The following is a 22,525-nucleotide window of genomic DNA, read 5'->3' as shown; positions in this document are numbered from 1 at the left end:
TAAAGATTGAGGTATGACTATGAAATTACAAACAACGTATCCTACAAATAACTATCCAATTATTGTAGAACATGGTGCGATTCAACAGTTAAATCGTTTTGTGTCTAGTTATGATCAAACATTTATCTTAGTAGATGAACACGTCAATCAACTTTTTGCTGATAAATTAAATGAGTTATCAAAGTTACAGCATATTCAAAAAGTAATTATCCCAGCAGGAGAACAAACAAAAACATTTAAACAATTTGAAGAGACACTAGAATTTATTTTATCTCACAGTATTACGAGAAATACTGCGATTGTTGCAATTGGTGGAGGTGCTACAGGTGATTTTGCTGGGTATGTAGCAGCATCTTTACTTCGTGGGGTTGCTTTTATTCAAGTACCAACAACAATACTTGCACATGACTCAAGCGTAGGTGGCAAAGTTGGAATCAACTCTAAACAAGGTAAGAACTTAATTGGCGCCTTCTACAGACCTACAGCAGTTATATATGATTTAAACTTTTTACAAACTTTACCATATGAAGAAGTGTTGAGTGGTTATGCCGAAGTATATAAACATGCACTTCTAAATGGTCAACAAGCTACATTACAACTTGAACAACATTTTGATTCACAACAGTCATTATCACAGTTAGCTGGAATAGATCAATTTATAATAAATGGTATTAAAACGAAGCTCAACATCGTAGTGTCAGATGAAAAAGAACATGGTGTACGTAAACATTTAAATTTAGGACATACGTTTGGTCATGCAGTAGAGTACCAACATAAAATTCCGCATGGCCATGCAGTGATGATTGGTATAATTTATCAATTTATTGTGGCGAATCAGTTATTTGATTCTGGTCATGATATTAAACATTACACTGATTATTTCTTAGCGTTAGGTTATCCATTAACAATGATAAAAGATTTTGATTTTGAAACGTTATATCAATATATGTTACGAGATAAAAAGAATGATGAACACGGCGTACAAATGGTACTTATTAAACAATTTAATGATATAGCTGTGCAACATATTGAAGAATCAGTTATACATGATGCATTTTGCGAATTGCAATCTTATTTTAAGTAGGTGGAATTATTGGTAAATGAACAACAAATTGATATTAATGGACCATTAAGAGGAGATATTGAAGTTCCAGGCGATAAATCAATGACACATCGTGCCATTATGTTAGCTTCGTTAGCTAAAGGTATATCAACGATTTATCAGCCTTTATTAGGTGAAGATTGCAAGCGAACAATGAACATATTTCGTTTACTAGGTGTTGAAATTACAGAAAATGATGACAGTATTGTGATAAACTCTCCTGGATATGCAGCGTTTAAAACGCCACATCAAGTCTTATATACAGGTAATTCAGGAACAACAACGAGATTACTTGCTGGTTTGTTAAGTGGTCTGGGCATTGAAAGTGTGCTTTCAGGAGATGAATCTATAGGTAAACGTCCGATGGATAGAGTGATTAAACCATTAAAAATGATGAATGCTAATATCGAGGGCGTAGATGGTAATTTTACCCCGTTAATTATTAGACCGAGTGAAATTAATGGTATGAATTATCAGATGGAAGTTTCAAGCGCTCAAGTAAAAAGTGCGATATTATTTGCAAGTTTATTTTCACAACAACCATCTGTTGTCACGGAATTAGATATTAGTCGTAACCATACCGAGACGATGTTTAAACATTTTAATATTCCTATTACGGTTAATGGTGACACGATTACAACTACAGCCAATGCCATTCATCACATCAAAGCAGCAGATTTCCATGTACCTGGAGATATTTCGTCAGCAGCATTTTTCATTGTTGCTGCTTTGATAACACCAAACAGCGATATCACAATTCATAATGTTGGAATCAATGAGACGCGTTCAGGTATTATAGATATCGTACGTCAAATGAATGGGAATATTGAATTATTGAATGTTACAGATGGAGCGGAACCTACTGCTTCTATTAGAGTTCAATATACACCTAATTTAACGCCAATGACGATTGAAGGCAATTTGGTACCTAGGGCAATCGACGAGTTGCCTGTTATAGCTTTATTGTGTACGCAAGCAACTGGAACAAGTATCATTAAAGATGCTGAAGAATTAAAAGTAAAAGAAACAAATAGAATCGATACGACAGCAGATATGTTAAATTTACTTGGTTTTAATATCCAACCAACCAACGATGGTTTGATTATTCATCCTTCTGAATTTAAAACAAATGCAGTTGTCGACAGTTTAACTGATCATCGTATAGGTATGATGCTAGCAGTCGCATCATTACTATCAAGTGAACCGGTAACGATTAAACAGTTTGACGCTGTTAACGTATCATTTCCAGGATTTTTACCAAAATTACAGTTTTTACAAAGAGAAAATGAGGGATAAATTCAAATGGAAGATATCTATAAACTTATAGACGATATCAATCTACAGAAATTAGACAATTTAGATACACGTGTCAACGAAGCATTGGCTACAGATAATGATGATGCGCTATTTATTTTAGGAGAAACGTTATATAGCTTTGGATTAATGCCTCAAGGTTTAGAAGTCTTTAGAGCGTTATATCATAAATATCCTGATGAAAGTGAGTTATTAATCTATTTTATTGAAGGATTAATGGCAGAGAATCAAACTGATGAAGCGTTAGAGTATTTGAGTTATGTAGAGCAATCACCTGAGAAGCTAATGCTTGAAGCTGATTTATATCAACAAATAAATATGATCGAAGTTGCGATTGATAAGTTGCAACAAGCCATTGAAATCGAACCGAATGATCCTATTATTCATTTTGCATTAGCTGAAATTTTATATTATGATGGCCAATATTTACGAGCTACAACAGAATATGAAACAGTGTTAGAAACTGGGGAATATCAAGTTAATGGTGTCAACCTATTTTCACGTATGGCAGATTGCAGTCTACAAAGTGGCAATTATAGTGATGCGATTCGTTTATTTGATGAAATTAGCGAAGATGAAATGACATCAGAAGATTATTTCAAAAAAGCTATCGCATATGATAAAAATGATTTAACGCAAGAAGCTATTAAAATTATGACGTCATTATTATCGAAAGATCCTGACTATATTCAAGGATATCTTTATTTACAATCATTATATGAAAATGACAAAAACTTTGCGGATGCAATTGAAACAGGTAAAGAAGGTCTACGTTTAAGTCAATTTTACAAAGAATTAATGTATAGCACTGGAAGTCTAGAAATTGAACATGGAGATGCTAATGAAGGTGTGATGTTATTGAAACAAGCGCTGGAAGTAGATAATGGCTATCAAGAACCGCTATTAATGTTAAGTGATTTATATCGTAATGAGGAAGATTATGAAGAAATCATTAATTTATTAACATATGTAGACGAAGAAGACTTAGATCCAACGTTTATGTGGCATTTAGCATTTGCCTATGGTCAAGAAGAACGAGATAAAGAAGCACAACACTTCTTCGAATTAGCTTATCCAACATTGAATACGAATATTGACTTTATGAGTGACTATTATTTCTATTTAATTGAGATAGGTCGTAAAGACGAAGCGTTAACTATCTTGAATCGATTACTGGAACTCGATCCTAGTAATGAAACATGGCATGATGAATTAATGAGAATACAATCATAAAGGAAGTATTGTATGACAGAGACACTCGTTAAAATGAAACAAAGTTTTATGGAATATTTATTATTTCATTATCAATTTAAATCACGTATCGCCATATGGAGTTTAAATTTTATCAAAGCTAATGAGCAATTAACGCATCAAATTCATTTTGTAAAAGATAAAGTAGCTGGACATGAAACATTAGAGATTGCAGAAGCGGGTAGTAACGCTTCTGCAATTCGATTTACAAAGGATAATATATCCTTACTTAATACCAATGAAATATTTGATTATATTAGTCATACTGATAAACCATTTGATATACAAATTCATTTTTCAAATCAAATGACTAAAGAACGTCGTCTTGATGATATCATTATTGCTCAATTAACTGAATCATCTAAGTACGACTTATATTTACATGATTTACAATCAATATCTTTAAATCAAGTGAAACAACGTTTATTAATTGAACGTATATTGGATAACATTGACCTTAGTTTGCAAATGAATGAGGAACATCGTTTCTATCAATTAACACGGATACTAAATATAATAAAAGCCAAAGATACCGGAGGACAATAGCGATGACATTTAAGGAATTATGGTCAGTATCACTGTATAATCGTACATGGCTATTGTTATTATTAATAGGTAATATATTAGGTACAATTTATGGTTATATATGGTATGGTAGTCAATTACAACAGACTGCTTGGTACTTTATGATTTTTGTTCCAGATAGTCCTACAGCAACGTTATTTTTATCCATGTCAATTTTACTTATGTTAATGAATAAACATAATAGTCTCATTGATACATTGGCTTTTATTACGTTAGTGAAGTATGGTGTCTGGGCAGTCATAATGAATATTATTTTGTTCGTAGTGCATCATGATATTACTTTAACTGGAATCATGTTATTATTATCCCATGCATTTATGGTTATACAAGCGTTGTATTTTTATCCGAGAATGACGCAATCAACATTAGCATTAGGTATTGCTATCGTTTTCGTATTGTTAAATGATTATATTGATTATGTTCATTTACAATTTCCGTACTATGATATTATTGCACATCATTTGTGGCAAATAGGTCTAATTACAGTTGCTTTGAGTGTAGGTGCAATCCTCTTGTTCATCAATTTTAAAAATATATTCAAAGAGTATATGATTTGATTAAATTCATAAATGCCAGTAAAATATTTATAAAGGAGAGTGAGTTTATTGTCTTCAATATTTTCTATGATAATATATTTCGTAATATTAATGGTAATTCCGTTGTGGGCACAACATAAAGTTAAATCTAACTATGAAAAATATTCACAAGTTAGATCCACAAGTGGAAAAACGGGTCGTGAAGTTGCATTAGAAATCCTACATGCAAATGGCATCTATGATGTCGATGTGGTCAAAGGTGACGGCTTTTTAACAGATCATTACGATCCTAAAAATAAAGTTGTTTGTCTATCTCCTGCAAACTATGATCGACCATCAGTCGCTGGTACTGCAATTGCAGCCCATGAAGTTGGTCACGCGATTCAAGATCACCAAGGTTATTGGTTCTTAAGATTTAGAGCTGCTTTAGTTCCTGTAGCGAATTTAGGTAGTTCATTAAGCTATATTGTAATTATGCTTGGTATGGTCTTAACTGTGATGGGTAGTGCTTTTGGTTCAACAGCATTATGGATTGGTGCTGGATTAATGTCACTTGCAGTATTATTCTCAATCGTGACACTACCAGTCGAATTTAATGCAAGTTCTAGAGCAATGAAACAAATCACATCATTAAATATTGTTAACGAAAAAGAATACAAACATGCACGTAAAGTGCTTTCAGCTGCTGCAATGACATATGTAGCTGCAACAGCAGTAGCAGTAGCAGAACTTGTACGTATCATTTTATGGGCACGTTCAAGCGAATAAACAACATAAAGTTAAGTGTTAAATAACTTAAGCTAGCAAAGTTCACAGATGAGCTTTGCTAGTTTTTTTCATTTGACTAAAGATAGATATAAATATAACTTTGACATTATAACGAAACAGATAGATGAAATACTTTTAAATTATTTTCCATATTATAAAATAGTTACACATAGTTAACGGTTAGCTTGAGACTCAGTTTAAATGGTTAGCAATAAATCGAATAATATTAAAAATTTACTTGGCACTGAAGAGACAGGTACAAAGAGCATTTAACACTTAAAATTAAATATTTGACACTGACTGTCTAATCTCCAAAATATTAATAAATCAGCAATTCAAAAAACCTAAGACGCTTGTCGAATTGGGATTACGAAAAAATCTTTTATAGTAATTTTTTCTGTCCCAGTCCTTTTAGATATCATCTTTAAACATAACGATAGATTTATACTATTAATACATGCTATATTGCGCAACGCATGCATGTATAACTAAATTGATATATACTATATAAGACATGCAAAAAAGGAGAATGACGCTATGAAATCTATGGAAGATATGCAACGAGAAGTAGATGACTATATTGGCCAATTTAAAGCTGGTTATTTTTCACCGTTAGCCAATTTAGCTCGTCTTACTGAAGAAGTCGGCGAGTTAGCGCGAGAAATTAATCATACATACGGTGAAAAAAAGAAAAAAGATTCAGAAGATGATAATACAATTAAAGCAGAGTTAGGTGATAACTTATTTGTGTTATTATGTCTAGCAAATTCTATGGGTATTGATATGACTGAAAGCTTTAATGATACAATGACTAAATTTAACACACGAGATAAAAATAGATTTGAACGTAAATAATAAAGATAGAAAGGATGGGTTTGTTAATGAAAATAGGTATAACGTGTTACCCGTCCATGGGTGGATCAGGTATTATAGCAACTGAATTAGGTATTAAACTAGCGGAAAGAGGACATGAAATACATTTTATAACATCAAATATTCCATTTAGGATTAGAAAACCGTTACCAAATATGATATTTCATCAAGTTGAAGTGAACCAATATGCAGTCTTTCAATATCCGCCGTATGATATTACGTTAAGTACTAAAATATCAGAAGTGATCAAAGAATATGATTTAGATATTTTACATATGCATTACGCCGTTCCACATGCAATTTGTGGTATTTTAGCACGTGAAATGTCTGGTAGAGATATTAAAATTATGACAACATTACACGGTACTGATATTACAGTATTAGGATATGATCACTCATTACAAGGTGCTATTAAATTTGGTATCGAAAAAAGTGATCTAGTAACAAGCGTAAGTCAATCACTAGCTGATGAAACACATGCTATCATTGACACGGATAAAGAAATTATTCCGATATATAATTTTGTTCGTGAAAAGGAATTTCCTACGAAACATAATGAAGCATTAAAAGAACAATATGGTATTGATTCTCATGAGAAAGTATTAATTCACGTTTCAAATTTTAGACAAGTTAAACGTATCGATACTATTATTGAAACATTTGCTAAAGTACAACAACAAATTCCAAGTAAGCTTGTGCTGTTAGGTGACGGACCTGAATTAATACCAATGCGTCAGAAGACGAAGGAATTAGGTATTGAAGATCAAGTATTATTCTTAGGTAAACAAGATTGCGTCAGTGAATTTTATCAAATGGCTGATTTAGTACTATTATTAAGTGAAAAAGAAAGCTTCGGTCTGACATTATTGGAAGCAATGAAAACAGGTGTCGTTCCAATAGGTTCAAATGCTGGTGGTATTAAAGAAGTCATTAAACATGAAGAAACTGGATTTATCGTTAATGTAGGTGATAGTGATAAAGCCAGTGAATATGCAATCAAATTACTTCAAGATGATGCGTTATATCGACGTTTACAGCAAAATATGTTGCAAGATATTACAGAACGTTTTGGTTCAGAATTAATTACGGATCAATATGAGTATTATTACGAACAAATGTTGACACAAGATAGTAAGTTAGAAAGTGAGTAAAAAGATGGATACTCAATTATTTGAACAAGCCAAACCCATTTTAACTACAATAACAGATCAAGGTTATGAAGCTTATTTTGTTGGTGGCTCAGTTAGAGACTATATTATGGGAAGACATATTCATGACATTGACATTACAACGAGTGCCACACCTGATGAAATCGAAAGTATCTTTAGTCATACGATCCCGATTGGCAAAGAACATGGCACAATTAACGTTGTGGTTGAGCATAATAATTATGAGATAACGACGTTTAGAGCAGAAGAAGATTATATTGATCATAGAAGACCAAGTAATGTTATTTTTGTCCGTGATTTATATGAAGATTTACAGCGACGTGATTTTACGATGAATGCCATTGCAATGGATCAACATTATCAACTTTATGATTATTTTAATGGTCAAGAAGATATTAAACAAAGGCTAATTCGAACGGTTGGTAATGCTAATGAACGTTTTGAAGAAGATGCATTAAGAATGATTCGTTGCTTACGTTTTCAATCACAATTGACTTTCGATATTGCGCCAGCTACTTATCAAGCGATGTCACAACAAATGTCAGACATTCGTTATCTGTCTATTGAACGGATTATTACTGAGTTAACAAAATTATTAGCTGGTGCCAACGTTGCAGTCAGTTTTTACAATATGATTGAATTACAAGCATTTGATTACATTCTATTTTTTAAAAATTTTAAGATGGATAACATTACAGTAACAGAGCCAATATCTCTTGAATTATTTATTGCCATTGTGTTAGCACAACAACCGCAAAGTGATAGCTTGAAACAGCTTAAATTAAGTAATAGACAAATAAAAGCAATTCAACAATATGTTAAGTTAATTACAACATTACCAGACATTAGTACGAAAGACCAATTAAAATTAGTGGTCTATGATTTTGATGTGCAATTGATTAAAGAGATTATTAATAACCGAGATATACTTAGTGCCAATGACCTTGCAACAGCCCAACCGCTAATTGTTAATCAACAATCGGTTGCTGAAATTGAACGTTTATTACCAATACATCAACGTCAACAAATGGCTGTCAATGGTGGGACGTTGATGTCACATTTAACAAAACCAAGTGGTCCATGGATTAAGGAAGTCTTGAGACAAATAGAATGTGCGATTATAACGAATAAAGTAGAAAATAGTGAAAGTGAAATTTTGAAATGGGTGGATAATCATGTCAAAATATAGTCAACAAGTTTTACAATTACTTTATCATAGCCAACCTGATTATATTTCTGGACAAAAAATTGCTGAGCAACTTGATATATCAAGAACAGCTGTCAAAAAAGTTATTGATCAATTAAAAGCACAAGGTTGCGATATTGACTCAGTAAATCATAAAGGACATATACTTAAAGCTTTACCAAACCAATGGTATCCAGGTATAGTTGCTGAAATGACATCTACATCAAATTTATTTGATTTTTGCGAAGTGTATGACACAATAGATTCAACGCAACTTGCAGCTAAAAAGTCTCTAGTAGGTAATGATCAACAATTTTTTGTCTTAAGTGATGAGCAAACACAAGGCAGAGGGCGTTTTAAACGTTATTGGAGTTCTACAAAAGGTCAAGGATTATGGATGTCAGTCGTCTTAAGACCAAATGTTCCATTTTCGATGATATCTCAATTTAATTTGTTTATAGCATTAGGAATAAGAGATGCTATTCAACAGTTTTCTGTTGATCCAGTTAAAATAAAATGGCCGAATGATATTTATATTGAAAAGGGTAAAGTATGTGGTTTTTTAACAGAAATGGTAGCAAATCATGATGGTATTGAAGCAATTATTTGTGGTATAGGCATTAATATGATGCAGCAGCAAGATGATTTTAGTGATGCTATTAAACATAGAGCGACAAGTATTCAATTGCATAACACAGATGACATAAATAGATATCATTTGTTACAAACATTGCTGCATAATATTGAATATCGCTATCGTCAGTTTTTAACTTTACCTTTTTCAGACATACGCGATGAGTATAAACATGCCTCTAATATATGGAATAGAACATTGACATTTACTGAAAATGACCAACAATTTGAAGGTCAAGCGGTTGATATTGATGAAGAAGGTTATTTAATCGTTCAAGACAATGATGGCAAGACGCATCAATTAATTAGTGCAGATATAGAATTTTAATGTATAGGTAAACGCAAGGAGAGATAGCTAATGGGAATAGCGACATATGCCGTTGTTGATTTAGAGACAACTGGTAATCAATTAGAATATGATGATATTATTCAAATCGGCATTAGTTTTGTGCGTCAAAACAAAATCGTCGATTCATATCATTCAATGATACGAACAGATTTAGACATTCCACCTTTTATACAAGCATTAACTGCAATTGAACAAGACATGTTGCAACAAGCGCCATATTTTGCTCAAATTGCTGATGAAGTTTATGACAAAATAAAAGACTGTATTTTCGTAGCGCATAATGTAGATTTCGATTTAAATTTCATTAAAAAAGCGTTTAAAGATTGTAATATTAATTACCGACCAAAGAAAGTCATAGATACCCTAGAAATATTTAAAATTGCTTTTCCCACAGATAAAAGTTATCAATTAAGTGAACTAGCAGAAGCACATGACATTACATTAGCTAATGCGCATAGAGCTGACGAAGATGCAGCCACAACTGCTAAATTAATGATCTTAGCGTTTACTAAATTTGAACAATTACCAATTGATACGTTAAAACAACTTTATTATTTAAGTAAAAACTTAAAATATGATTTATATGATATCTTTTTCGAAATGGTGAGACATTATCAAACGAAACCATTAGATAATCAATTTGAGCAATTTGAACAAATTATTTATCGTAAACAGGTCGATTTTAAAAAGCCAGTTATCAAGTATAAAGGTTCGTTAAAAACATTGTATACACAAGTAGTTGAAGCATTGAATTTAACTTATCGGCCACAACAATTATATCTATCTGAAATTATTCTTGATCAATTGATGCATAGTGACAAAGCGATGATAGAGGCTTCTTTAGGCAGTGGAAAATCTATGGCATATTTATTAGCTGCTTTAGTGTACAATATTGAGACAGGTAAGCATGTGATGATTTCAACGAATACGAAATTGTTACAAAGTCAGTTGTTAGAAAAAGATATACCGTCTATCAATGAAGCATTAAATTTCAAAATAAATGCCTTACTTATTAAAAGTAAACAAGATTATATTTCGTTGGGTTTAATTAGCCAAATATTAAAAGAAGAAACAGTCAATTACGAAGTTAATATATTAAAAATGCAGTTACTTATTTGGATTACTGAAACCATTACAGGAGATATACAGGAATTGAATTTAAAAGGTGGTCAAAAAATGTATTTTGATCAAAAAATAGAAACCTATGTTCCTGTTCGTCATGATGTCCATTACTATAATTTTATCAAAAGAAATGCACAAAACATTCAAATTGGTATTACAAATCATGCTCATTTAATCCATTCAGATGCTGAAAATACCATCTATCAATTATTTGATGATTGTATTATTGATGAAGCACATCGACTCCCAGATTATGCCTTAAATCAAGTCACAAATGAATTAAGTTACGCAGATATTAAATATCAGTTAGGACTCATTGGTAAAAATGAAAACGAAAAGTTACTTAAAGCCATCGATCAATTAGAGCAACAACGTATACTTGAACGTTTAGATATACCGCCAATTGATGTCTTTGGTTTAAAAGCAAATATGAATGACATTCATGACTTAAATGAACAACTCTTTACTACAATATTTAATATTATTAAAGAATCTGAAGTTTATGATGATGATGTACATCGTTTCCATAATGTCTTTAGTTTCGATACGACTGAAATTTTACGTGATTTGCATGCAATTATTGACAAACTTAATAGAACATTAGAAATTTTTAATGGCATAAGTCATAAAACAGTTAAATCTCTACGTAAACAGTTACTGTATCTTAATAATAAGTTCAAAAATATTGAGCAAAGTTTAAAAGATGAGCATACAAGCTTTATTTCTATTAAGAACTTAACGCAAAAGTCTACCATACGTTTATATGTGAAAGACTTTGCTGTTAAAGACATTCTTACAGAGCAAGTGTTAGATAAATTTAAATCCTTAATCTTTATTTCTGGAACATTGCAATTTAATCATTCGTTTGAAACGTTCCAACATTTATTTAATAAGGAAACACAATTTAATACGTATGAAGTTGCAACATCATTACAAAGTGCTAAGAACACTAATGTCTTTATTCCTAGTGATGTGGCATCTTATCAATATAAAAATATTGATGACTATGTGGCATCTATCGTTGATTATATTATTGAATATACCACAGTCACGCAATCTAAATGTTTAGTATTATTTACAAGCTATAAAATGATGCATATGGTGCAAGAATTATTGAATGACTTGCCACAATTTGATGACTACGTTATTTTGACACAACAACAAAATCAAAATTATAAAATCGTTCAACAGTTTAACAATTTTGATAAAGCGATTTTATTAGGAACATCGACTTTTTTTGAAGGTTTTGATTTTCAAGCGAATGGTATTAAATGTGTAATGATTGCTAAATTACCATTTATGAATAAACATAATGCCAAATATTGGTTAATGGATTCAGAGTTCACATCGACATTTAAAGAATATGTATTACCGGATGCTGTAACTAGATTTAGACAAGGTTTAGGGCGTTTGATTCGCAATGAAAACGACAAAGGTATCATTGTGTCATTTGATGATCGCTTAGTAAATAGTAATTACAAAAATTTCTTTGCCCAAACTTTAGAAAATTATCGTCAAAAGAAAGGCGATATCCAACAATTTGGTAAATTATTACGTCAAATTAATAACAATCATAAATCAACTTAACTTAAAGTACTTCTCATTAACGCATTTGATGTTATGGGAAGTGCTTTTTTAAGAGTTATCTATCAAATTGCACTGATAGTTGTGATGATTTGAATCGCCATTTAATTATATAAATCTAAAAAACAAAGACACATTTTATAGGTTTATAGTTGTTAGCGCTTATAGTAGATTACTATTTTATATATCACATTGTTTTGGTATTTGATTTAAGAACTTAACATAGAATTTAAATATAAAGTGGTCTGCTAGCAATATCATTGTGTTAATAAGAAAAGCAACGATATTATTAATGATAGCAAGTGATGTCGACGATGGTACTAACTATGTTGCCAATACGTTAATCCATTAGCCTAGATAGTACGATGACTTGATATCAAGTTCTAGAAACGAGTGTTATATTTTGTTAAAATAAAAAAGAAATATATGACAACTAAAATTTTAGGAGAATGGTTATGAAAACAACGATTAAACAAGCTAAAGATTATATAAACCAAGAAGTGACAATTGGAGCTTGGTTAACTAATAAACGTTCAAGCGGTAAGATTGCCTTTCTACAATTACGTGATGGTACAGGATTTATGCAAGGTGTTGTTGTTAAAGCAGAAGTTGATGAAGATACATTCAAATTAGCTAAAGACATTACGCAAGAAACGTCACTATATGTTACAGGTGTGATAACTGAAGACAATCGTTCTGACTTAGGCTATGAAATGCAAGTCAAATCAATTGAAGTGATTTCAGAAGCACATGATTATCCAATCACACCGAAAAATCATGGTACAGAATTCTTAATGGATCATAGACACTTATGGTTAAGATCTAAAAAACAACATGCTGTCATGAAAATTAGAAACGAAATTATTCGTGCAACGTATGAATTTTTCAATAATGATGGATTTACTAAAGTCGATCCACCAATTTTAACTGCTAGTGCACCCGAAGGTACAAGTGAATTATTCCATACTAAATATTTCGATCAAGATGCATTTTTATCGCAAAGTGGTCAGCTTTATTTAGAAGCTGCAGCTATGGCACACGGTAGAGTATTTTCTTTTGGTCCAACATTCAGAGCTGAGAAATCAAAAACACGTAGACATTTAATTGAATTCTGGATGATTGAAGGTGAAATGGCATTTACAAATCATGCTCAAAGTTTAGAAATTCAAGAACAATATGTCACTCATGTTGTCAAATCAGTATTAGAAAATTGTAAACTTGAATTGAATATTTTAGAACGAGATACGTCAAAATTAGAAAAAGTTGCAACACCATTCCCTAGAATTACGTATGATGATGCAATTGTCTTTTTACAACAACAAGGCTTTGATGATATTGAATGGGGCGAAGATTTTGGCGCACCTCATGAAACAGCCATTGCAAATCATTATGATTTACCAGTATTTATTACCAACTATCCAACTAAAATTAAACCATTTTACATGCAACCAAACCCAGAGAATGAAGATACAGTGTTATGTGCTGATTTAATTGCTCCTGAAGGTTATGGTGAAATTATCGGTGGTTCTGAACGTATTGATGATTTAGAACTATTAGAACAACGTGTTGAAGAATTTGGTCTTGATAAAGATGCTTATAGCTATTATTTAGATTTACGCCGTTATGGCAGTGTGCCACATAGTGGATTCGGTTTAGGATTAGAACGTACAGTTGCTTGGATTTCAGGTGTCGAACATGTAAGAGAAACAGCACCATTCCCAAGATTATTAAATCGTTTATATCCATAAGATATATGTGTCTGTCATTTTTTAGATAGTGTATAGCAAATAAGTAGCATGATAGCTTACATATTATTAATGGGAGTGGGACTATGAAATCTTTGCCAGTAAAGGATTTCAGTCCTGCTCCTGTTTTAGTTGTATAAGCATTTTTATAACAACTTTGCTCTAACATTGTTATGATATGATAGAAACGTAAAAAATGGGTTTCCTACTTTTTAGGACTGATAAATAATTAATTAATAATGTATCAATCCAATTTGTTAGAGAACCAAAAAAGGGGGCTGAGCTATGGATAAATATCAATTGAAAACAAGACCAGTCGTTATTCGACGTGAATTGTTAGATCACTATAGTGAACTTGGAATTGATGAACAAGACTTAATCATTTTAATCAAATTAATATATGCATCAGAAACTTCTAATAAGCAGCCTTCAATTGAGTTATTACAACAAGGTTCTACTATGCAACCTAGAGATGTAACTAATGTCATTCAAAATTTAATTCAACGTGAACTGTTAGAATTAAATGTTCAAAAGGATGAAGAAGGTCGTTTTACTGAATATATGAATTTAGATCCTTTTTTTGATAAATTAAGCCAACTATTAACACAACAAGAGATTGAAAATCAGGAACAAAATAATAAAGAAAAATTTAAACAGCTATTTAGATTATTAGAAGATACATTTGCTAGACCATTATCTCCCTATGAAATCGAAACGTTAAATCAATGGATTGATGTTGATCAACATGATATAGCGATCATACAAGCGGCACTGGACGAGGCAAATGGACAGAATAAATTGAGTTTTAAATATATTGATCGTATATTACTTAATTGGAAGAAAAACAATGTCAAAACAATAGAAGACTCTAAAAAAATTAGAGATCAATTCAATAAACCTAAGATGACACATGTAGTAAAAGAAGTGCCGAAATTTGATTGGCTAAATGGAGAGAAGCTAGATGATTAGTAAAAAGAAAGCACTTGAAATGATTGATGTTATTGCAGATATGTTTCCTGATGCCGAGTGTGAACTGAAACATGACAACCCATTTGAATTAACGATTGCAGTGTTATTATCAGCGCAATGTACAGACGTGTTAGTCAATAGAGTGACAGCAGAATTATTCAAAAAGTATCAAACGCCTGAAGATTATCTTGCTGTAAGTGATGAAGAATTGATGAATGATATTCGTTCGATTGGTTTATATAGAAATAAAGCGAAAAATATAAAAAAACTTTGTCGCTCGTTATTAGAACAATTTGACGGACAAATACCTCAAACACATGCAGAACTTGAAAGTTTAGCTGGCGTTGGCCGTAAAACTGCCAATGTTGTAATGAGTGTCGCGTTTGGAGAACCATCACTAGCAGTGGATACACATGTTGAACGTGTTTCCAAAAGACTTGGAATTAATCGCTGGAAAGATAATGTGAGACAAGTAGAAGATCGACTTTGTTCAATTATACCGAAAGATCGCTGGACGAAAAGTCATCATCAACTCATATTTTTTGGTAGATATCATTGTTTAGCTAGGAAACCCAAATGTGATATTTGTCCGTTATTAGACGATTGCAGAGAAGGTCAGAAACGTTATAAAGCTAGTTTGAAAGAGGCATAATGAAATGACTATAACAAGACAAGATTTTGAACAATTAGAAGCACAAATTGATATCTTTGCTAAAAAAAAGGCACTTAAATCAACTGAAGCCAAACCATATCTTGATGATTATTTTGATATGATTATACGATACTTTAAACAAGTAAATGCTATAGAAGATTCTTTGGATTTTGGTAACTTAGACCAATATCCTGTTGTACCGATGAATTTTGAAGAAAGATATCATTATATGATAGAACGCAAATATCATTTTATGGGATATAGACAAATGAAGACGTTGAAATCAGAATTAATCAAAATGAATGCGTCATATCAAACCAGACTAAAAATTAAAAATCAGCATAAATAACAGGAATGCTCTTTAGTCATACATCATCAATGGATGTCACTAAAGAGCATTTTTTTATGAGGAAATTTAAATCGTTTTTCAATTTTTTGCACCGATAACAATAAAATGACTAATTATGTAGCACTTCAATGTGGAGAGCCTGGGACAAAATGCATTTTACACTTAAATTTAAGCATTTGGCAGTAACTGTCTAGTTTTCAAAATGTTGCTTTATCAACATTTTGAAAACCTAGTCAGTCTTGCCGGGGTGGGAGGGACCCGTCATCAAAAATCCATGTATGGATTTTACATTAATGTGCAAGACGGGCATCTACGAAATAAATTTTATATAAAATTTATTTCTGTTTCACTCCCATTTTTTAGAACTGATAAATAAAAAATGAATAATTTATCAGCCAATATGACTGAGAAACTCAATTTGTTAGAGAAATTCATTGTTAAGACAAAAGAAAAATCCTAGATAACTCTATTACAGAGCTACCTAGGATTAAATTTTATATCTAGAAGAATGGAATAAAGTTAAATAATCTTGTAAATGCATTGCCACCACTATTAGATTGTTGTGATGAATTATTACTGCTTCCGTTTGATGATTGTGATGATCCATTGTTGTTGGCAGAAGTATCACTACTACCGTGAGTACTACGGTTAGTAACGTTACTATCTTGATTACCTGCAACATATAATGAGTCTGGTGCACTACCACCAACTGTGCTAGGACGTTTAAAGTCTTCGCCATCTCTTGAAGCAATTTGAGACATTACATTTTCGTATAAATATTGTGGATATTCTTGTTCATTGTGACCAATGAATGAATTTTCACCGTATTGTTTAACTTTACTGAAGCCCATCCATACTGACATTGTATATTGTGGTGTGAAACCATTGATCCATACGTCTTTCGCAGCATTATCAGGTAAGTTATATTGAGCGTAAGTTTCGCTACCGTAAGTACCAGTACCAGTTTTAGCACCCATATTAACGCCTGAAACACCATGGCCATATGCTGAACCATAGGCTTTGAAAGTACCTTTTAACATTTCAGCTAACATATAAGATGTTGAAGCTTTCATTGCTTTATGACTTGTATGATCATATTCAATTGTATCGCCATCACGAGTGACAACTTTTTGAATTGAATGTGCATTGTTATATGTTCCACCATTTGCAATTGCAGCGAATGCTGAAGCCAATTGAGTAGGTGAGAATTCAGATGCAGAACCACCAAGTACTTCTGAAGGACCAATGTCACCTTCGTAGTCTAAACCAAGTTTAGCTGCAAATTTCTTAGGTGCATCATTACCTGCACTTTCTTTAACTGCTTGCCAAGTTTTTAAGGCAGGAATGTTGAAACTTTGTCGTAATGCATCATAAATTGATACGTTACCGTGACTCTTAGTATCATAGTTTCTAAATGTTGAACCATCAACTTGATAAGCAGATTCATCTTGTACAGAATGATTTGTTGCCCAGTCCAAGTATTCAATTGCAGGACCATAAGCTAAGAATGGTTTTAAAGATGATCCAGTAGGGTGAGGGTCAGTAGCTTGGTTTCTATTTAAGACGTCTTTAAAATCACGTCCACCAGAGATTGCTACAAGGCCACCAGTTTTACTATCAAGAATTGTTGCACCAACTTGTTGATCTTTATTCTTATAGTAACTACCATTATCAATATCATTTTGTAATGTTTTTTGAACATCTTTGTCCATATTTGTATAAATCTTAATACCACTTTGTAACACAGATCCTAAATCTTCATCTTTGAAATGTTTGTTATTCATAAGTTCAGATTTAACAAAGTTAATATATGAGTTATACTCTGGATCTTTGTTTGTATCAACATTTTGACGATCTTCTTTAGAACGATTTACTAAGTTTGCTTTTAAGTTAATTTTCTTAGCATCTTTCCATTGTTTGTCGCTGATACGCTTATGGTAGTGCATTAAATAAAGTACTGTATCTTTACGATCTTCAGCAGCTTTAGGATGATCATAAATATTATAATTATTTGGAACCTGAGGTAAACCTGCTAGATAGGCTTCTTCAGCTAAGTTTAAGTCTTTTAAATCTTTATTGAAGTAGTACTTAGCAGCAGCTTTAATACCAGTTACACCATCAGAATAGTAAATTTTATTTAGATATACTTGGAAGATATCATCTTTACTATACTCTTGTTCTAAGCGATATGATAAATAAGCTTCTTGAGCTTTACGACCGATAGATTTTTGTTGTGATAAGAATGAATCTTTAACAACTTGTTGCGTTAGTGTTGATGCACCTTGCGCTCCGAATCCACCAGTTAAGTTTTTACCAATCGCTCCAAATAAACGTTTATAATCTAGAGCACCATGGTCATAGAAGCGATTATCTTCAGTTGCTAGAACAGCATCTTTCATCGATTTTGGAACATCTTTCAAATTAACATGTTCATGCCTTTGACCGTTATCTAATGTTTTAACAAGATCGCCATTTTTATCATATATTTTAGCTGGAATAGGATCTTGTAATTTAGCTTCTGTAAAAGCGGGCGCTTTCCAAGCATAATATGCAAACAATAAGATACCGAGTAAAAGAACAACGAAAAATGCAATAATCATGAAGCCAATAATCTTTATAATCGTTCTCTTAACATTTCTATTCTTTTTTGAATTGGACTTCCCATTATTTTGGCCATTTTGCTTAGCCTGAGAAGATCCTTTCTTTTCCGTCATACGCGGTCCTCACTTTCATCTAATATCAACTTATCAACTGCTTTAAGATAGTTTAATCTTGGTTGATACTGATAAGGAATATGGTAACCATTTTTTCGTATTTCATCAACTGTTATTGATTTTTTGATGTTAGCCTTGTATCTCGTCCAAAAATATTCGAACTTAGAGTAGGGCAATAAATACACTTCATCAAGGGTTTTAAAACGTATAATCAAAAATACAATACCTTGTTGTTGATATGTATTTTTCATATGTTCAACTTGATGATCATGAATATTGTTTAAAGGAAAAGAAGTCTTGTTTTTAGTTTCCTTTGCTTCAAAATCAATATAATGTCCTCGGTAAACACCATTATAATCAGTTGTTGAGGGTGTACGAAAATATGCTTCGTTGATCACGGCTTTACTCCGCTTAGGATAGTTAACGTTAACTATCTGCACTGGAGTAGGCTTTTTGTGAATAACTGCCATGCCACTTTTAAGATAAAACGAATTAGAGTGTTCGATATCATTTTCTAGTGACATACCACGTCCACCATAATCTATATTACTAAAGACAGCAGCTTTTTGCGCTCCGTCTGTAGTACTATTTTTACGATATGGTTTACCATTTGGATAATTCATACATTTCACCACACAAGTTTGGTAGTAAACGTTGTTAATTATACACAACATCATCTCAAAATTCCAAACTTAATTTAGTATATATGCGTTTGACATAGTACACCATTTATTATTTTAACGTGATTTCTGTAAATACACAATATGATTATCTTACATTTAATTGCCAATTGTGTTGGATAGTTAGGTTGAAGAGTAATAACAAATCATTTTTTTAATATGAAATTTCCATTTTGATAAACAAAATAAGAAGTAAATATTGTGGGATGAATATAGGTTTGCAATCAGGTAAATACTATTTAAAACAGCTCAATGCTTTTGTAGGTATTAATATCAAACGATATCAATCAGGTGGTACATCTAGTAGAGATACAATCAATAAACGTGGTAATAAAAAAGCGAGAAGACTATTGTTTTGGGTGGTTATGAATATTATAAAAGGTCAACATCATTTTGATAATCATGTCATCGATTATTATTATAAACTAAGAAAGCAGCCTAATGAGAAATCTCATAAGACTGCTGTCGTCGCTTGTATAAATCGATTGTTAAAAACGATTCATTATTTAGTAATGAATCAGAAATTGTACGATTATCAAATGTCGCCACATTAGCCAAACGTACAACCAAATATAGTTTAACACCTTATTCAAAAAAATTAAATTGAACGGTTTAATTTAGTAATGCTTATTTTATTTATAAGCACTTGACTAATCGTAGGAATGGAGCCTGGGACAAAATGTATTTTGCATTTAAAATTAAGTACTTGGCAGTAACTGTCTGATTTTCAAAAAGTTGATAAATCAACATTTTGAAAAACTAGTCAGTCTTGCCAGGGTGGGATTACGAAATAAATTTTTTATGAAATTTATTTCTGTCCCACTCGCACTTAGTTATTAAAGACTATTACTGTTACGTTAACTACAAGATTGCTACTGTAAAGATGTAACTTTAAAAATAATGACAATATAATAGGTAGAGTTTCGATTAAGTTGCTAACAAATGTTTATTGTTTAATATATTACAATAATAAAATATAATTAAGTTGTTAAGCATGACTATTGAAGTTCATTATGATAAATTTAATTATACGGAGGCGTCCATATGATGAAGTCAATAGTTGAACAACTTATATTGGAAATAAATGACATGCAACAAACATATGAGCATGTTAAGACAAATCAATGTGATCATGATTTTTATCAAATCGTACAACCATATGCATCAAAAATAGATCGTTTACTTAATCAATTTCAAACGTATAAGCTACAAATTATTCGTATGCCATATATGAATGACAAAAAGTTTGATTTACTAATGAAACATATCGAAGAATTATCTGTCGAATGTCATTTTCAACGAACAAGTAGGAAATTATTTATGGAAAAGATAAAGAGTGTACATTATGATCTACAAACGATAGAAGATGAGTTGTCTAACAAGGAGACATTATCTTAACATGATAAAAACAGTCTATATTACAGGATATAAATCATATGAACTGAACATTTTTAAAGATGACGCACCTGAAGTATACTATTTAAAGGAATTTATTAAGCATAAAATTAAGCAATTGTTAGATGAAGGTTTAGAGTGGGTGTTAATCCAAGGACAAATGGGTATTGAATTATGGACTGCAGAAGTTGTGATTGATTTGCAACAAAGCTATCCAGAGTTGAAATATGCTGTTATCACGCCGTTTCTTGGACATACTGAAAAATGGAATGAACATAATCAAGAAAAGTACGCCAATATTACTGAACATGCAGATTATGTTGATAGTATTTTTCATGCACCGTACCAGGGACCTTATCAATTTAAGCAAGCCGATCAATTCATGCTAGAACATACTGATCAAACATTGCTTATTTATGATGAAGAGCAGGAAGCAAGTCCTAAGTTTTTCAAGCAGATGTTAGTTGATTTTATGGAAAAAACAAACTATACTTGTGATATTGTGACGTTTGATGAATTAACAGCATTTATCAACGACTTACAGTGGTCTGAAGATCAAAGATTCTAATGAGGTGGAAAATATGTCAGATGTTTCATTAAAGTTATCAGCAAAAGATATTTATGAAAAAGATTTTGAAAAAACAATGGCTCGCGGCTATAGAAGAGAAGAAGTCGATGCATTTTTAGACGATATTATTGCAGACTATCAAAAAATGGCCGATATGAATAATGAAGTTGTAAAATTATCTGAAGAGAACCATAAATTGAAAAAAGAATTAGAAGAATTAAGACTACGTGTAGCAACATCTAGACCTCAAGACAATAAAAGTTTTGCTTCAAATAATTCAAACGCTTCAACATCAGCATCAACAAACAATGTTGATATTTTAAAACGAATTTCTAATTTAGAAAAAGCTGTATTTGGTAAATAATACCCGAATACATAAAGTTTAACTGTTTAACTAATTATGACTATGTTATAATCTTAAAAGTGATATTTTGGGTAATCGCTATATGATATAGAGGAAAGTCCATGCTCACACAGTCTGAGATGATTGTAGTGTTCGTGCTTGATGAAACAATAAATCAAGGCATTAAATTGACGGCAATGAAATAACCTAAGTCTTTAAGATATGGTTAAAGTAGTTTGAAAGTGCCACAGTGACGTAGCTTTTGTAGAAATATAAAAGGTGGAACGCGGTAAACCCCTCGAGTGAGCAATCCAAATTTGGTAGGAGCACTTGTTTAACGGAATTCAACGTATAAACGAGACACATTTCAGTTATTGAAATGGTGTAGACAGATGGTTATCACCTGAGTACCAGTGTGACTAGTGCACGTGATGAGTACGATGGAACAGAACATGGCTTATAGAAATATCACTACTAGTTTAGCTCTCCTAAATGCTGGAGAGCTTTTTTAATGGGAAAAGAAAGATATGTTAAAAGTTATGGCTCATTGTCAAAATCGGTTGATGTATAAATTTTGAATCGAATTTCATCAATTTAAGTCACTTATCCACTCCATTACATTTTCAAAAATAATGGAG

At 31.8% G+C, this 22,525-nt stretch carries 20 protein-coding genes, 1 other RNA gene and 1 pseudogene; 20 read left to right on the top strand and 2 right to left on the bottom strand.

Translation table 11 applies throughout. The features are described from left to right. Positions 1-19: 19 nt before the first annotated feature. The 15 genes from aroB (at position 20) to CD113_RS02620 (ending at position 16,187) form a co-directional block, all read left to right on the top strand. Positions 20-1,084 carry a 3-dehydroquinate synthase gene (gene aroB, locus CD113_RS02690; RefSeq protein ID WP_002463058.1) on the top strand — a complete coding sequence of 355 codons (1,065 nt, stop codon included), beginning with the start codon at positions 20-22 and terminating at the stop codon, positions 1,082-1,084. A 9-nt stretch (positions 1,085-1,093) separates the two neighbouring features. Further along, entirely contained in the window at positions 1,094-2,398 is a 1,305-nt protein-coding gene (gene aroA / locus CD113_RS02685; protein ID WP_002463060.1) for a 3-phosphoshikimate 1-carboxyvinyltransferase, read from the top strand. A 6-nt stretch (positions 2,399-2,404) separates the two neighbouring features. Continuing rightward, positions 2,405-3,649: a tetratricopeptide repeat protein gene (locus CD113_RS02680; RefSeq protein WP_002463062.1), complete on the top strand. Its 1,245-nt coding sequence runs from the start codon at positions 2,405-2,407 to the stop codon at positions 3,647-3,649. Between the two features lie 12 nt (positions 3,650-3,661). Further along, positions 3,662-4,213 (top strand): YpiB family protein, encoded by a 552-nt coding sequence (locus CD113_RS02675; RefSeq protein WP_002463063.1) that lies wholly within the window; start codon positions 3,662-3,664, stop codon positions 4,211-4,213. A gap of 2 nt (positions 4,214-4,215) precedes the next feature. Next, the gene (locus CD113_RS02670) at positions 4,216-4,809 is read left to right on the top strand and encodes a DUF1405 domain-containing protein (protein WP_002463065.1); all 594 of its coding nucleotides are present in this window, start codon (positions 4,216-4,218) and stop codon (positions 4,807-4,809) included. Positions 4,810-4,875: 66 nt separating this feature from the next. Next, positions 4,876-5,556, top strand: coding sequence for a zinc metallopeptidase (locus CD113_RS02665; RefSeq protein WP_040801705.1), 681 nt, complete (start codon positions 4,876-4,878; stop codon positions 5,554-5,556). Positions 5,557-6,093: 537 nt separating this feature from the next. After that, a complete protein-coding gene (locus tag CD113_RS02660) occupies positions 6,094-6,411 on the top strand; it encodes a nucleotide pyrophosphohydrolase (protein WP_002463069.1) in 318 nt (105 codons plus the stop codon). 26 nt (positions 6,412-6,437) lie between these two features. Beyond that, positions 6,438-7,580 carry an N-acetyl-alpha-D-glucosaminyl L-malate synthase BshA gene (bshA, locus tag CD113_RS02655; RefSeq protein WP_002463071.1) on the top strand — a complete coding sequence of 381 codons (1,143 nt, stop codon included), beginning with the start codon at positions 6,438-6,440 and terminating at the stop codon, positions 7,578-7,580. A gap of 4 nt (positions 7,581-7,584) precedes the next feature. Then, on the top strand, positions 7,585-8,787 hold the full coding sequence (locus tag CD113_RS02650; RefSeq protein ID WP_002463074.1) for a CCA tRNA nucleotidyltransferase: 1,203 nt from the start codon (positions 7,585-7,587) through the stop codon (positions 8,785-8,787). Beyond that, positions 8,774-9,745, top strand: a complete 972-nt coding sequence (locus CD113_RS02645) for a biotin--[acetyl-CoA-carboxylase] ligase (RefSeq protein WP_095092708.1) — start codon at positions 8,774-8,776, stop codon at positions 9,743-9,745. The genes CD113_RS02650 and CD113_RS02645 overlap by 14 nt, the downstream gene beginning before the upstream one ends. A gap of 30 nt (positions 9,746-9,775) precedes the next feature. Beyond that, on the top strand, positions 9,776-12,475 hold the full coding sequence (locus CD113_RS02640; RefSeq protein ID WP_002465023.1) for a helicase C-terminal domain-containing protein: 2,700 nt from the start codon (positions 9,776-9,778) through the stop codon (positions 12,473-12,475). Between the two features lie 452 nt (positions 12,476-12,927). Beyond that, complete coding sequence (gene asnS, locus CD113_RS02635) at positions 12,928-14,220, top strand: asparagine--tRNA ligase (protein WP_002465024.1); 1,293 nt, start codon at positions 12,928-12,930, stop codon at positions 14,218-14,220. A gap of 282 nt (positions 14,221-14,502) precedes the next feature. Further along, positions 14,503-15,186: a DnaD domain-containing protein gene (locus tag CD113_RS02630; protein ID WP_002465025.1), complete on the top strand. Its 684-nt coding sequence runs from the start codon at positions 14,503-14,505 to the stop codon at positions 15,184-15,186. Continuing rightward, on the top strand, positions 15,179-15,838 hold the full coding sequence (gene nth / locus CD113_RS02625) for an endonuclease III (RefSeq protein WP_002465026.1): 660 nt from the start codon (positions 15,179-15,181) through the stop codon (positions 15,836-15,838). Before CD113_RS02630 ends, nth begins: the two co-directional genes overlap by 8 nt. A gap of 4 nt (positions 15,839-15,842) precedes the next feature. Then, positions 15,843-16,187: a YpoC family protein gene (locus CD113_RS02620; protein WP_002465027.1), complete on the top strand. Its 345-nt coding sequence runs from the start codon at positions 15,843-15,845 to the stop codon at positions 16,185-16,187. Between the two features lie 500 nt (positions 16,188-16,687). On the opposite strand, the gene CD113_RS02615 is transcribed toward CD113_RS02620, so the two are convergent. Both CD113_RS02615 and recU read right to left on the bottom strand, forming a co-directional pair. Next, a complete protein-coding gene (locus CD113_RS02615) occupies positions 16,688-18,901 on the bottom strand; it encodes a transglycosylase domain-containing protein (RefSeq protein ID WP_002464742.1) in 2,214 nt (737 codons plus the stop codon). Then, positions 18,898-19,524: a Holliday junction resolvase RecU gene (recU, locus tag CD113_RS02610; protein WP_002464741.1), complete on the bottom strand. Its 627-nt coding sequence runs from the start codon at positions 19,522-19,524 to the stop codon at positions 18,898-18,900. Before recU ends, CD113_RS02615 begins: the two co-directional genes overlap by 4 nt. Positions 19,525-19,823: 299 nt before the next feature. On the opposite strand from recU, the pseudogene CD113_RS02605 reads away from it, so the two are divergent. The 5 genes and pseudogenes from CD113_RS02605 to rnpB all read left to right on the top strand — a co-directional run. Further along, positions 19,824-20,135 (top strand): annotated as a pseudogene (locus CD113_RS02605) (transposase); the annotation flags it as partial. A 493-nt stretch (positions 20,136-20,628) separates the two neighbouring features. Then, positions 20,629-20,979: a DUF1798 family protein gene (locus tag CD113_RS02600; protein WP_002465119.1), complete on the top strand. Its 351-nt coding sequence runs from the start codon at positions 20,629-20,631 to the stop codon at positions 20,977-20,979. A gap of 1 nt (position 20,980) precedes the next feature. Next, a complete protein-coding gene (locus CD113_RS02595; protein WP_002465118.1) occupies positions 20,981-21,544 on the top strand; it encodes a DUF1273 domain-containing protein in 564 nt (187 codons plus the stop codon). Between the two features lie 13 nt (positions 21,545-21,557). Next, positions 21,558-21,908, top strand: coding sequence for a cell division regulator GpsB (gene gpsB / locus CD113_RS02590; protein WP_002465117.1), 351 nt, complete (start codon positions 21,558-21,560; stop codon positions 21,906-21,908). A 63-nt stretch (positions 21,909-21,971) separates the two neighbouring features. Next, positions 21,972-22,352, top strand: an RNA gene (rnpB, locus tag CD113_RS02585) — RNase P RNA component class B. The last annotated feature ends 173 nt before the right edge of the window (positions 22,353-22,525 follow it).

This window comes from Staphylococcus simiae (assembly GCF_002902085.1).
GTDB classification, from domain to species: Bacteria; Bacillota; Bacilli; order Staphylococcales; family Staphylococcaceae; genus Staphylococcus; species Staphylococcus simiae.
This window is presented reverse-complemented; position numbering and strand designations above follow the sequence as displayed.